This is a genomic window from Nocardia sp. NPDC059195 (assembly GCF_042754695.1).
Taxonomy (GTDB): domain Bacteria; phylum Actinomycetota; class Actinomycetes; order Mycobacteriales; family Mycobacteriaceae; genus Nocardia.
The window spans coordinates 40,242-54,728 of record NZ_JBHZBG010000029.1 but is presented as its reverse complement, the minus strand read 5'-3'; the positions used below and the strand labels follow the sequence as shown (position 1 = coordinate 54,728).

Annotated in this window: 2 protein-coding genes; both read right to left on the bottom strand. The window is 70.5% G+C overall.

From position 1 onward, the window contains the following. Positions 1–9 precede the first annotated feature (9 nt). Positions 10–13,719 carry an amino acid adenylation domain-containing protein gene (locus ACFXKN_RS27600; protein WP_379434118.1) on the bottom strand — a complete coding sequence of 4,570 codons (13,710 nt, stop codon included), beginning with the start codon at positions 13,717–13,719 and terminating at the stop codon, positions 10–12. Next, the gene (locus ACFXKN_RS27595) at positions 13,716–14,405 is read right to left on the bottom strand and encodes a DUF6875 domain-containing protein (RefSeq protein WP_378963700.1); all 690 of its coding nucleotides are present in this window, start codon (positions 14,403–14,405) and stop codon (positions 13,716–13,718) included. Before ACFXKN_RS27595 ends, ACFXKN_RS27600 begins: the two co-directional genes overlap by 4 nt. Positions 14,406–14,487 lie beyond the last annotated feature (82 nt).

The following is a 14,487-nucleotide window of genomic DNA, read 5'->3' as shown; positions in this document are numbered from 1 at the left end:
CAGATCCGCCTAGTCGCGTAGGTATCCGGCCAGAATCGGGCCGATCACGGCGAGGGCGTCGGGGCCGGTGAGCCGGTTGTGCTCGTGGCCGGTCTGGTTGTCGATGATCTCGCCGCTGACGTAGGGGCGCCAGGTATCGGCGTTGGGCTCGTAGCCGGGACGGGCGCTGGTGCTGCTGAAGAACAGCAGATCACCGTCGAACATCCCGGGTTCGTACTCGGCGGCCTCGCGCACTATCTGCTGGTAGTCGGCGTAGAGCCGTCGCAGATCGGTCGCGGTGATCGCGCCGAGGAGCCCGCTGGCTCGGCTACCGGCGCCGACGTCGTTGTCGGCGCCAGGCAGCGGTGCGGCGGTATCCCGAACCGCCGCGGAATCGGCCGACGACGCTGGCGGCACGATTCGATCGGGAGCGTCGGCGAAGGCACCGGCGCGCAGAAGTTCAGCGGCCTGTTCGGCCTGCGGTCGGTCGCCGTCGAGCATCGCCGGGTCGAGGCCGCCGAACTCGGCGAGCAGCACCTCCGGCGGCGGCAACTCGGCGGCACCGGCTGGGTCGACGTCGGCGCGGCCGTCGAGGATGGTCAGCGCGTCGACTCGGGCGCCGCGGCGCTGGAGTTCGACAGCGACGGCGTGTGCGATCGGCCCGCCCGCGGAGTAGCCGAGCAGCCGATACGGTCCGTCGGGCTGGGTCGTCTGGATCTCGTCGGCGTACTGGGCGACCCGTTCCCGCAGCGGCCGGTCGGGTCGGTCGGCCGCGATTCCGGGTGACTGGAGACCGTAAACCGGGAGGTCGGGGTCGAGGTGGGCGACCAGACCCGTGTAGCACCAGGCCACCCCGATCGCCGGGTGCACGCAGAACAACGCGGGACCGCTGCCGCCCGCGCGCAACGGCAACAGGGTCCGCAGGGCCGGGTCGACCGTGTCGCCGGTCCCGGCGATGTGCGCGGCGAGCGCGCCGGGCGTCGGGTCGCCGAACATCCACTGCACCGGCATCGCGACATCGAGCCGGTCACGGAGCTGGGAGACCAGCCGGATGGCGATCATGGAGGTGCCGCCGAGTTCGAAGAAGTTGTCGTCCAGGCCGACTCGCTCGACGTCGAGAACGGACTCGAACGCGGCGACGACGGCCTCCTCGACGGGCGTCACCGGCGGCCGATAGGGCAGGTCGACGCGGTGTGCGCGTGCGCGCACGACCGGATGTAGGACGGTTCCCGGCGGCGCGGTGACATCGACCTCGCCGAGCACACGGGTCGGGTCGGCGGTGAGCGCGTCGAGCACGTCGACGAAGCGGTGCGCCAGCGTCCGCGCGGTGGGCGCCTCGAACAGATCGAGGGCGAAGGTGAGCATCCCTGACATGCCCGCGGGCGCGCCATCGGGGCCGAACTTCTCGGCCAGCAGCCATTCGAGATCGAATTTCGCGCCCACGGGCGGCATCTCGAGCGGGCTGACCCGCAAGCCGGGCAGCTCCAACTGCTCCCGCTCGAAGTTCTGGAAGACGAGCAGCACCTGGAACAGCGGGTGGCGCGAAGCAGACCGAGTCGGCGCCAGCACCTCGACGAGCCGTTCGAAGGGCACGTCGGCGTTGCCGAACGCGTCGAGATCGCCGTCCTTCGTCGCGGCGAGCAGCGTGTCGAAAGTGGCCTCGGGGGTGACGTGGCTGCGCAGCACCAGCGTGTTGACGAACATGCCGACGAGGTCGTCGAGTTCGCCGTCGCCGCGGCCCGCGATGACCGAGCCGATCGCCACGTCGGTGGTGCCGGACAGCCTGGCCAGCAGTACCGCCAGCGCCGCGTGGGCAACCATGAACACGCTGACACCGTGCCAGCGGGCCAGCTCACGCAGCCGCAGCTGGATCGCGGCGTCGATGTCGAATTCGACCAGCCCCGCGCGATGGGTGCGCACCGGGGGCCGCGGATGGTCGCTGGGCAGTGCCGAGTCCTCGGGCAGCCCGTCGAGAGCGGTGCGCCAGTACTCCAACTGCTTGTGCGACACACTGCCGGGATCGTCTTCGGCGCCGAGCAATTCGTGCTGCCACAGCGCGTAATCGGGGTATTGCAGCGGAAGTGGCGTCCACGTGGGCGTGATGGCTGCCCGCCTGGCCACGTACGCCACCAGGATGTCGCGGGTCAGTGGCGCCAGCGACCACCCGTCGGAGGCGATGTGGTGCAGCGTCACTGCCAGCACCGACCGGTCGTCATCGATCCTGAACAGCCGCACGCGCAGTGGAAGTTCGGTGGTCAGGTCGAAGCCCCGCGTGATCTCGGCGGCGACCTCGTTCCTGACCTGTTCCGGCTCGATGGTGGCGACCCGAATCGGCACATACGCCGCGGCGACGGCACGCACATCTTGATACGGCTCGCCTTCGGCGTCGATCGGGTAGACCGTGCGCAGCGATTCGTGGCGGGCCACCACATCCATCAGCGCGACCTGGAGCGCCGCCAGGTCGAGGTCGCCCTCGACCGCCAGCGCGATCGGCACATTGTGGGCTGGGGAGGTGGGGTCGTACCGGTTGAGAAACCACATCCGCCGCTGCGCCGCCGAGAGCGGGACCCGTTCGGGGCGGTGCCGGGGGCCGGGCCGCGGGCCGGGTGCGGTGGCCGCGGTGCGCACGGCGGCGGCGAGTTCGGCCACGGTCGGGGAGTCGAAGACAACGCGCACCGGGATGCGGGCGTCGAGGGCAGCGCCCAGTCGCGCCGCGATCCGGGTGGCGATCAGGGAGTTGCCGCCCAGTGCGAAGAAGTTGTCGTCCAGCCCGACCTGGGGGACGCCGAGGAGGTCGGCGAAAGTGTCGGCCACTGCCCGCTCGGTGTCGGTGACGGGTGCGCGGAACCGACCGGACCTGAGGTCGGGCGCCGGCAGCGCGCGGCGGTCGAGTTTGCCGTTATCGGTGCGTGGCAAGGCGTCGAGGACGACGATCGCCGATGGCACCATGTAGGACGGAAGGCGCAGCGCCAGAGCGTCTTTCACCGCGTCGAGGTCGAACTGTGCCGAGTGCTCCGGCACCAGGTAGGCGACGAGCAGTTCGCCGAGCGCGGCGTCGGTGTGCACGGTGACCACGGCTTGGTGCACCGCCGGGTCGGCGGTGAGCGCCGCTTCGATCTCGCCCGGTTCGATCCGCAGTCCGCGCAGCTTCACCTGCAGATCGGAGCGGCCGAGATACTCGAGGCCATGAGCGCGCCTGCGCACGAGATCGCCGGTGCGATACATCCGCTCGCCTCGTGCGCCGTACGGGTCGGCGACGAAGCGCGCGACGGTGAGGTCGGGGCGGCCGTGGTAGCCGCGGGCGAGTGCCGGTCCGGCCAGATACAGCTCGCCCGCTACGCCGTCCGGAATCGGGTGGAGGCGCTCGTCGAGAACCAGCGCGGCCACGCCGGGAACCGCTGTACCGATGGTGATCTCGTCGCCGGGAACCAGTGGTCCCGCACCGGTGGCCCAGATGGTGGCTTCGGTCGGGCCATAGTCGTTGTAGTGCACGCGATCCGGCGCCGCCCACCGCTGCACCAGTTCCGGCGGGCAAGGCTCACCGCCGGTGATGATCGCACGCAGGTGCTCGTGGGCCACGATATCCACCGAGGCCAGCGCCGAGGGGGTGAGCGCGATGTGGGTGACCCGTTCGCGGGCCAGCAGCTCGCCCAGCTCCGGGCCGCCGTACGCGGTCGGCCCCGCGACCACCAGCGTGGCGGCGGCGCCCGCGGCCAGCAACAGTTCCAGCACCGCGGCATCGAAGCTGGGTGAGGCGACGTGCAACACCCGCGACCCGCTCGTGGTGCCAAGCCGTTCCCGTTGTGCGGCAATGAGGTTCGCCAGTCCCGCATGCGTGACGACCACGCCCTTGGGACGGCCGGTTGATCCGGACGTGAAGATGACATACGCGGGGTGCGCGAAAAGCGGTGTCGCGTGGCGTTCGCCGGGGTCGATGGGCGCGTCCGAAGTGGCGGAGGCCGGATCGTCAAGTAGCAACCAGCGCACCGCGTGCGCGCCATCGCTGTGCGAAGCATCGGCCAGGCGCGGAGCATCGGTCCAGGGGCGGATCGATTCGGTGTTTGTCGTGGTGATGCCGAGGGACGCGCCGGAGTCGGCGATGATCTGGGCGATGCGTTCGGCGGGATAGGCGGGGTCGACGGGGACGAAGGCGGCGCCGGTCTTGGCTACCGCCCAGACCGCGAGGACGGACTCCGCACTGCGGCGTACTGCGATGACGACGAGCTTCTCCGGGCCTGCTCCGGCCTGGATCAGGGTCCGGGCCAAGCGGTTCGAGCGTTCGTCGAGCTCTCGGTAGGTGAGCCCGGTCGGGCCGTCGATGATGGCGACGCCGTCCGGGTTCTCTCTCACCGCAGTGGCGAGCAGGTCGGGTAGGACGGCGGGTGCGGCCACGGCGGGTAATGCCTTGCCGGGCAGCTCCGCGCGCTCGCGCGGGTCGAGCAGATCGATATCGCCCACCGGCACATCGGGATCGGCCACTACGGCGCGCAGGAGGCCGAGCCAGCGATCGGCGAAGCTCGCCGCGGTGCTCGCGTCGAAAAGGTCGGTGGCGTAACCGAACCGGACCGACAGACCGTCCGCGGCGTCATCGCCGACCGTGACGCTCAGGTCGAATCGCAGGCTCTGCTGGTCCAGGTCCACCGCTTCGACGCGGAGTCCGGGCAGCGAGATCTCGGTGTGTCCGAGGTTCCCGAACACCAGCATGGCCTGGATCAGCGGGTGTCGCGCCGCCGAACGAGCGGGTTCGAGCAGGTCGACGAGTTGTTCGAAAGGGACCTCGGCGTGCGCGAAGGCATCCAGGTCGGTGCTGCGCACACGGTCGAGCAGGTCGGTGAATGGCAGCGCGGCAGGCACTTCGGTACGCAGCACCGCGGTGTTGACGAACATGCCGACGACGTCGTCGAGTTCGGCGACACCGCGCCCGGCCACCGGAGTGCCAACGGCGACGTCGGCGGTGTCGCCGAGCCGGGCGAACAGCACGGCGAGCGCGCTGTGCAGCACCATGAACAACGTGCACTGACGCTGCGCGGCAAGGTGTTCCAGACCGGTCCGCAGGTCGGGCTCCACCGTGCGTAAGACAGTGCCCGCACGCAGTGACGCGACGGCTGGCCTGGGGCGGTCAGCGGGTAGTTCGAGCCGATCCGGCAGTCCGGCAAGGGTTTCGGTCCAGTAGGCCAGCTGCCGGGCCGTCAGCGAATCGGGGTCGTCGGCACGGCCGAGCCGATCCCGTTGCCAGAGTGTGTAATCCGCGAACTGCACGGCGGGTGCGGGCCACTGGGGTGCGGCGCCGGTGGTGCGGGCGGTGTAGGCGACCATCACGTCACGCGCCAGCGTTCCCATCGAGAAGCCGTCCGCGCTGATGTGGTGCACCACCATGGCGAGCACGTGCTCCTGGGGGCCGAGCCGGAACAGTCGCACCCGCATCGGGACCGCGGCGGCGACATCGAACCCCTCTGTGACGCAAGCGAGTACAGCAGTGCTCAGGTCGTCGGTGGTGATATCGACCGCTTCGACGTGACCGTCGAGTTCGGTGGGCTCGACGACGACCTGATAGCCGATTCCGTCGTGATCGGGGTACATCGTGCGCAATGCCTCGTGGCGACCGACCACATCGATCAGCGCCGCCCCCAACGCGGCGATGTCGAGCTGTCCCGTCAGTCGCAGGACGACCGGAATGTTGTAGGCACCGGAGGACGGGTCGTACTGGTTGACGAACCACATGCGCCGCTGGGCGGGCGCGAGTGGAATCCGTTCAGGACGCGCCCCCGCACGCGGACCGCCGAGCGCACCGGCGCGGCGCACGGTGTCGCTGCTGAGCCGGGCAGCGAGGCCACGCACGGTCGGGGCCTCGAACAGCAGCCGCACGGGCACCTCGACGCCTAGTTCGGCGCCGAGCCGGGCAGCCACCCGCGTCGCCGACAGCGAGTCGCCGCCGAGGGCGAAGAAGTCGTCGTCGGCGCCGACCTCGGGATGTTCGAGCACCGCCGTGTATGCCTGCGCCACCAGTCGTTCGGTGCCGACCGGCGCGACGTAGGGCGCGGACGTGTACCGAGGTTCGGGTAGCGCGCGCACGTCGACCTTGCCGCTGGCGGTAACCGGCAGCGCGTCCAGCACCGTGACCGTGGCGGGCACCAGGTGCCGGGGCAGGCGCCGTACCAGGAACTCGCGCAGCGCGGTCGGGGTCAGCTCCACGCCGGCGACCGGGGCGACATACGACGCCAGTGTCTGCTCCCCCTTCGGTCCCCGCCGCGGCACGGTGACGGCGAGTGCGACACCGGGAGCCGCGAGCATCGCCGCGTCCACTTCGCCCGGCTCCACCCGGATTCCGTGCAGCTTGACCTGGGAGTCGTTGCGCCCCAGGTAACTCAGCCGGTTCACCGATGCCAGGCGCACCAGGTCGCCGGTGCGGTACATCCGGTCGCCGGGCGCGCCGAACGGGTCGGCCACGAAGCGTTCCGCGGTGCGCGCGACCGCACCCACGTACCCCCGGGCCAGGCCGGGGCCCATCAGATACAGCTCGCCCACCGCGCCGGGCGGTACGGGCCGCAGCCACCGATCCAAGACCGCGAGGCCGCAACCGGGCAGTGGCGCACCGAGATCGGACGCGTCGTCCGTGGTCAGCGGAGCACTCACCGTCACCGCGACGGTCGACTCGGCGGGACCGTAGGAATTGAGGATCGTCCGCCCCTGACCGAGCCGCGCGACCAGCTCGGGCGGGCAGGGTTCGCCACCGGTGATGATCGTGCGCACTCGGGCGACGGCGGCGGTGGGCAGTGTGGTGAGGACCGCAGGCGGTGCGATGAGGTGGGTCACCGCGTGGGTGGCGATGACCTCGGCGAGTGGTTCGCCCGCGACGGCCGGTGGCGGCGCGACCACGAGCGTGGCTCCGGTGTGGCAGCCGGTCAGCCACACCAGAATCGAGGCGTCGAAGGCGGGATTCATGCACAGCAGGAGGCGATCGCCGGGGCCGGGGCGCAGGCGCGCGGAGACGCCGTCGACCAGTCCGCTGAGCCCGGCATGGGTCACCATCACCCCCTTGGGGACGCCGGTCGATCCGGAGGTGTAGATCAGGTAGGCGGGATGTGCCGCATGTAGCGAACGAACTCGTTCGGCATCGATCACCGGCCCTGCGTGGCGGGCCGCGATACGGGTGGCCGTCGACTCGTCGTCGATGACGACCCAGGACACCGTGTCGGGCAATGCCTTCCGGTAAGTGGCGAGCGTAATACCGAGGCGGGCACCGCAATCGTGGGCGACGGTGGCGATCCGCTCGGCCGGGTGGTCGATATCCACGGGGACGAACGCCGCACCGGACTTGGCGATCGCCCACGTGGCGAGCAGCCATTCCGGCGAGCGCGGCACCGCGATCAGCACGGCGCCCTCCGGTCCACCGCCCGCGGCGATCAGCGTGCGCGCCAACCGATTCGACTGCTCGTCGAGCTCGGTGTACCCGAGCTCCGCATTCTCCCCGACGACGGCGGTCCCGCCAGGCTGTATTCCGACGGTCAGCAGCTCGGGCAGCAGACGCATCGGCACCGGCCCGGTCCGGACGATCTCGGCGCCGTCGACCCCACGCACCGCCGCCGCGGGCAGCGCCGGATCCGCGAGCCGGGCGACGATCCGGGCCAGCCGATTCGCCAGCGCGGTCGCCTCGGCCGCATCGAAGAACCGGTCCGAGCAGGTGAGGTGGAGCCGAAGTCCGTCGCGCGCCTCCGCGGCCAGGCACAGCGGATAGTGGGTGCCGTCGCGGCCGCGGAAGTCGCGGATCCGCAGACTCGCCTGCTCGGAGGCCGCCCGCAACGCCTCGACGTCCATCGGATACGACTCGAAGACCATACTGGTGTCGAACAACGGGCCGAGCCCGGCGAGCGCCTGTATCTCGTTGAGCCCCAAGATATTCCGGTCGACGAGGACACCCTGTTCCCGCTGCACCCGGGCCAGCAGCTCACCCACCGGCTCGTCCGGGACCAGCCCGATCCGCACCGGGACCGTATTGACCAGCATGCCGACGATCCGCTCGGCCCCGGGAAGATCCGGCGGGCGACCGGACACGGTGGTGCCGAAGACGACGTCGGTGTGCCCGGTCAGCTCGGCCAGCAGCAGCGCCCACGCGGTCTGCACGACCGTGTTCATGGTGACGCCGCGTTCGGTGCGATGGCGGGTGAGCGCGGCGACGGTGCCCGGTGTCAGCGGCACCTCTCGACGGAGCTCGCCGGGTTCACCGTCGTGGCCGAGCGGGGGGCGGACCGCCGTGATCAGGGTAGGACCGGCCAGCCCGGCCAGCGCTTCGGACCAGGCCACGCGCGCGGCGGCCGCGTCCTGACGGTCGAGCCATTCCAGGTACCGCAGATAGGACACCGGCTCGCCGAGCCCGCCGTCCTCGGTTTCGTACAGTGCGAGCAGCTCGCCGAGCAGCAACGGCATCGACCAGCCGTCGAGCACCAGATGGTGATTGGTGACGATCAGGCGGACATCGCGCGGCCCGCACCGCACGCACAGCAAGCGCAGCAGCGGCGGGGTTTCCGGGTCGAACGGGCGGGCGAGCTCGCGCGCGGCGATCTCGGCACAGTCGGCCGGGCTCGCCTCGAGTACCTGCCACGGCACGGCGACCTCGGCGAGTACCAGCTGGGCCGCTGTGTCCGCGGTGGTCACGAAGGCGGTGCGCAGCGCGGGATGCCTGCGCACGAGTGCCGTGGCGGCTGATTCGAGGCGAGCGAGATCCACCTCGCCGTCCAGTTCGAAGACGGCCTGCACCGCGTACTTGTCGGTGTGCCCTGCGGTGAGCCGAGTGTGGAAGAGCAGACCCTGCTGCAACGGCGCCAACGGCCAGACGTCCTCGATGCCGGGATAGCGGCGCTGCCAGTCGGCCAGTTGGGAACCGGTGACCGGCACCAGCGCGATATCCGACGGCGTCAGGCCACCGGCACCCGGCTCAGCGACAGCATCCGCGATCGCGGTCACCATCGAAACCCAGTGCCGAACAATCTGTTCCACTTCTGGCCTACTGATCACGTCGGACGGGAACCGCCAGACGGCGTGCACCACGGGTCCGTCGGGCTCGTCCATGGTCACCGCGTCGATGGCGATCACCGCCGACGCGGGCAGCTCGGAATCGCCCGCCCCGCCGAGCCGGTCCGCCACGCCGACCGGCAGCCACGGAATGCCTGCGTCGGTGCCCGAGATCTGGCCCAGATAGTTGAATCCGACCTGTGGCGTGCCCGCGGACCGCAGGCGGTCCAACTGTTCCCGCACCGAAGCCGAGTCGGTGCTCAGGTGACGCAACAGGCCGAAGCCGAACCCACCGTGCGGCACCGCGCGCAGCTGCTCCTTCACCGCGGCGACCATATTCACCGGATCGGGGTCGGTGCCGAGGCCGAGCGCGATCGGGAACTGACTGGTGAACCAGCCGACGGTGCGCGAGAGGTCGGCGCCAGGGACGGCCGTCTCGTCGCGGCCGTGCCGCTCCAGCATGAGCAGCGCGGGTCCCGGCGCATCGCGGTGCTCGGTCAGTGCCGATACCAGGGCGGCGAGCAGCGCCTCCTCGACGCCGCAGCGCAGCGCGGTCGGCAGGAATCCGACCAGCTGGGCGCTGGTCTCGGCCGGAATCCGGATCTCGATGCGGTCGACTGCCGCGCCGATATCGCGGGCCGGGTCGAGTGGGCGATCGCCGAGCCGCGGCTCCGTGGTGTCGAGCACGCGGTGCCAGTAGTCCAGTTCCTCGGTCCATTCCGCGGTGCTCGCGGCGGCGTCGAGCGCGTGCGCCCAGGTACGCATGGAGGTGCCGACCGGTGGCAACTGCGGGGCGGCGCTCTCGGTCACCGCGGCCCAGGCGAGCATCAGATCGGCGACCAGGATGCGCCAGGACACCGCGTCGATCGCGAGGTGGTGCACGGCGAGCACGAGTCGTCCGCCGGGTCCGCCGGGGTCGAGCCAGGTTGCGGCGAGTACCACTCCCGCTGCTGGGTCGAGCCGCTCCACCGCCGCCGCTGTCGCCCGCTCGATTGTTGCGGAATCGATTGACGCACACGAGGCATGGTCACTGGCTGTCGCCAACGACTCGGACGAAGCGGAATCGATCCGCTCGCACGAGGCATGGTCACCGACCGTCGTCGACGACTCGGACGAAGCGGAATCGATCCGCTCGCACGAGGCATGGTCGCTGACCGTCGGCGACTCGGCTGTGGCGGAATCGAACTCCGCGCACAGCACATGGTCGACAACCGTGGCCGCGTCGATCGTCGCGGGCGAGGCGACCTCGAGCCGCCCACTGTCGACGACCCGCACGCGCAGCATGTCGTGGTGATCGATGATCGCTTGCAGCGTGTGCAGCAGCCACCCACGCTCGACGGTGTCCGGCAGCGCCAGCACCATCGTCTGGGCGAACCGCTGCCAGCCGGGCTGGGTCAGGAGCCAGTCCACGATCGGTGTCCGTGGCACCGGACCCACACCGCCGCCCGGCATTTCACGCAGGACCGGCCGCTCGCCCGGTGCCCCGACGACCCCGGCCAGCCCGGCCGGGGTCGGATGCTCGAACACATCCCGCGCCGAGAAGACCAGATCGGCGTCCCGCCCTCTGGCCACGAGCTGGATCGACAGGATCGAGTCGCCGCCGAGCGCGAAGAACGACGCGTCGGCTCCTACCTCCGGCACGCCGAGCGCCTCGGCGAACAGCGCGCACAGGGCCTGCTCCACCGCGGACGCGCCCGCGCGCGGCGTCGTCGTCGATGTGGTGTCGGGCTCGGGCAATGCCTGCCGGTCGACCTTGCCGTTACCGGTCAGGGGCAACGCGTCCAGCACCGTGACGGCGCCGGGCACCAGGTGCGCGGGCAATCGGTGCAGACAGAACTCCCGAAGCGCCGTGCCGTCGAGCCGGCCCGCCTCGTGCGTTGGCACCACATACGAGGCGAGCATGGCACGGCCCGATGGTCCGGTCCGCACCACCGTCACCGCGAATTCCACACCGGGACACCTGGCCAGCACCGCATCGACTTCGCCTGGCTCCACCCGCATTCCACGCAGCTTCACCTGGAAGTCGCTGCGGCCCACGTACTCCAGGACGAACGGCACCGTGGTGTCATCGGCGCTTGCCGGTGCGGACACGGCCCGGTCTATCACCTCGCCGCCATTGCCTTGATACCGCCGATCTGGATCCCCGAGCCGAATCCCTGTCTCGGCGAATGGAACTGGGGTGCCATCGGGTCCGCTCTGCTCGTCCGAACGCCAGCGGACCAGGTCGCCCGTGCGATACAGGCGACTTCCCGGAGCGCCGAACGGATCGGCGACCAACCGCTGCGCGGTGGCGCCGGGTCGGCCCGCGTACCCGCGAGCGAGACCGGTGCCCGCGATGTACAGCTCCCCGTGCGTTCCGACGGGCACCGGCCGCATCCGGTGGTCGAGGACATGCAGAGTCACGCCGGGTACGGGCGATCCGATGCCCGCACAGCGACCGGACACCAGCGGTGCGGTGAACGTGGCCGCCACGGTGGTTTCCGACGGACCGTACGAATTCACCAGGGCGCGACCAGAACCGAAGCGCGCCACCACCTCCGGCGGGCATGCCTCGCCACCGGTGGACACCGCGCGCACGCCGTCGAGAGCGCCGGGCGGCAGCGTCGTCAGCACGGCGGGCGTCGAACACAGGTGGGTGATCGACGACTCGCGGATCACCGCGGCCAGGCCCGCGCCCGCCACGGCGTCGGCGTCGGCGATCACCAGCGTCGCGCCCGCGGTGAAGGCGACCAGCAGCTCCAGCAGGGAAGCATCGAAACTCGGGTTGAGACAGTGCAATACGCGCGAATGGTGATCCGCGCCGTAGGCGTCGCGCACCGCCGAGGCCAGCGTGGCGATCCCCGCGTGTGTCACCACGACGCCCTTGGGAGTGCCGGTGGAGCCGGAGGTGAAGACGATGTAGGCGGGATTGTCGATCCGTGGACGCGGCAGCGGCACCCCGACGTCGTCTTCGCCGAGGTCGTCCAGCACGATCCAGGACACCGAGTCGGGCAGCTCATCTCGCCTGCTCGCCGTCGTGATACCCAACAGCGCACCGCATTCCGCTGCCATCACCGCCAGTCGCTCGGCCGGGTTCGACACACCGACGGGCACGTACGCCGCACCCGCTCGGACGACGCCCCAGAACGCCACCACCGACTCCACCGACCGCGGCAACGCGACGAGCACCGCGGACTCCGGACCCGCGCCCGCCGCGACCAGCCGACGTGCCAGCCGGTCCGAAACCTGTTCCAGCGCACCGTAGGTGAGTTCGCGCTCACCGGACACCACCGCCGTCGCCGCGTGACCCGCGGCCCGCATGCCCGCATCGAGCACGTCCGCGAGCAGTCGCGGCGCGGGAGCAGACGCACCGCGCAAACCCGCGCGCAGCGGCAGTTCATCCGGAAGAAAGTATTCGAGCGCACGCACCGCGGTGTCCGGGTCGGCGTCGATCATCGCCTCGAGCAGCGCGAGGAACCGCCGGTGATGCCGGGCCAGGGTCTGCGAGTCGTAGAGGTCGGGGTTCGCGGTGAAGTCCACGTGGATGGGACTGCTCGCGCCGTGCTGATAGAAGTTGACGAACAGGTCCTCGATCGGTCCCGAGGTGAGCACGTGCAGGCTCGTCTCGACGCCGGTGAAGTCGACCTCGGTCGGGAACAGCATGATGTTGACCACCGGACCGACGAAGCCACGCCCGCCTGCCGAATCACCGTCCGCCCCGCTATGGCGGATCTCCTCGTGCCGGAACTGCTGATGCCGCAGCGCACCCGAGACTTCCACCCGGATCGCGTCGACCAGGTCGGCGACGGTGCTGTCGGCGCGGACCGGCAGTCGCAAGGGCACCACGTTGGCCAGCATGCCGCCGGATCGGCGCAGCACCGCGGTGGTGCGACCCGACACCGGCAGGCTCAGCACGATGTCCTCGCTGCCGGTCGCCTGCGCGTAGTACACCGCCAGTGCGGCCATCGCCAGCCCCGGCGTCCCGACGTCGAAGCGCGCGGCGGCCGCGTCCAGGCGTGTCTTCGTCGCCGCCGGCAGCTCCGCGCGGTGCTGGCGGCCGAGCGCGTGCGCGGGTGCGGCGGCGTCGACCAGACTGCACCGCTGCGGCATGTCCGCGATCTTCTGCGCCCAGTATTCGGCGTCGGTGGCGAAGCGCGTGCTGTCGCGGTAGCGCAGCTCCGCGTCGTGGACCGTGCGCAGGCTCCCGGCCCGGCACGGCGGCGGATCCTGCCCGGCCAGTGCGGCGTTGTAGAGCTCGGCCACCCGGTACAGCGCTGTCGCGGAGGCGAAGCCGTCGACCACGATGTGGTGCGCACGCGAGTACCACAGCACCCGCTGCGGTCCGATCCGGATCAGCACCGACACCCCCAACCGGTCGCCGAGCAGATCGATCGGCGCCACGACATCGGCGCGCATCCACCGGATCGCCTCGGCCTCGGGGTCGGCGGCAGCGCTGAAGTCCAGGTAGGACATCGTCACATCGATCCGCCGGTCCACGACCTGATGCGGCCCATCGTCGGTGTCGATCAGTCGCAGCAGGCCCGACTCGAACTCGCGTCCCACCTGTTGTGACACCGTGACGAGGGTGTCGATGTCGAGCGGGCCGCGCATGTCGATGTACTGCGCCTCATACAGCGGCACCGTCGGATCGAGCTGCTGGGCGTACCACATCCCGAGCTGGGCGGGCGAAAGCGGAAACTCCTCGACCGCTGCCGGTTCGGTCGCCGGCGCGGTGGACAGTTCGCGGGTCATCGCTGTCGTCTTCCGGCGCCGACCTTTTGCGGTACCGGGGGCTCGTCGACGTGATACTCGGGCACCTCGGCGCCGTTGCTCGCGATGAGCCTGGCCACCACGACGCTGCGGACGTGGGCGGGCAGGGTGGGCGCGAACTTCCTGACGTAGGCCGACATCCACTCCGGGCGCGAGAGCAGGAACGGGAAGTCGGTGGCCATCATCGTGCGCACCACCAGCATCGGAATCGGGGCGTCGAGCGGGTGGTAGTCCTTGTTCCACAGTCCGGGCTGGGTGCACCCGGGATAGAACTGCCCGAGCATCAGGCCCTGTTCGACGAACTCCGACTTGAGCTCGTCGTGCAGGTCGTCGATCAGCGAGTAGTCATGCAGATCGGGCAGGGCGGTCACCAGGCAGCGCAGCACCGTGGAGCCGCCGGTGTCCGGCGGCAGGGTCGGGAACAGCTCCAGCGCGTCCGAGAGGACCAATCGCACATAGGGCCTCCATGGCTGTGCGCCCGCGACCCGGCCGACCCAGGTCAGGTCGCGGCGCAACGATGGGCCGACATACGGACAGACCGGACCCTCCCGGCCGATCATGTCCAGCGGCTGCGTCAGATGATCCTGCGCCCACCCACGGAGCCGATCCAGCAGCTCCTGCATGAACCGCGAGCCGTCCCCCGAACTGGACAGCGGAAGCCAACTCATTCCAGAACGTGTTCCAGAAATAACATCGGTCATAATTCACCTCGCTACATCACGAGGTCTAGAATCCCGCGGGGGCGGGACT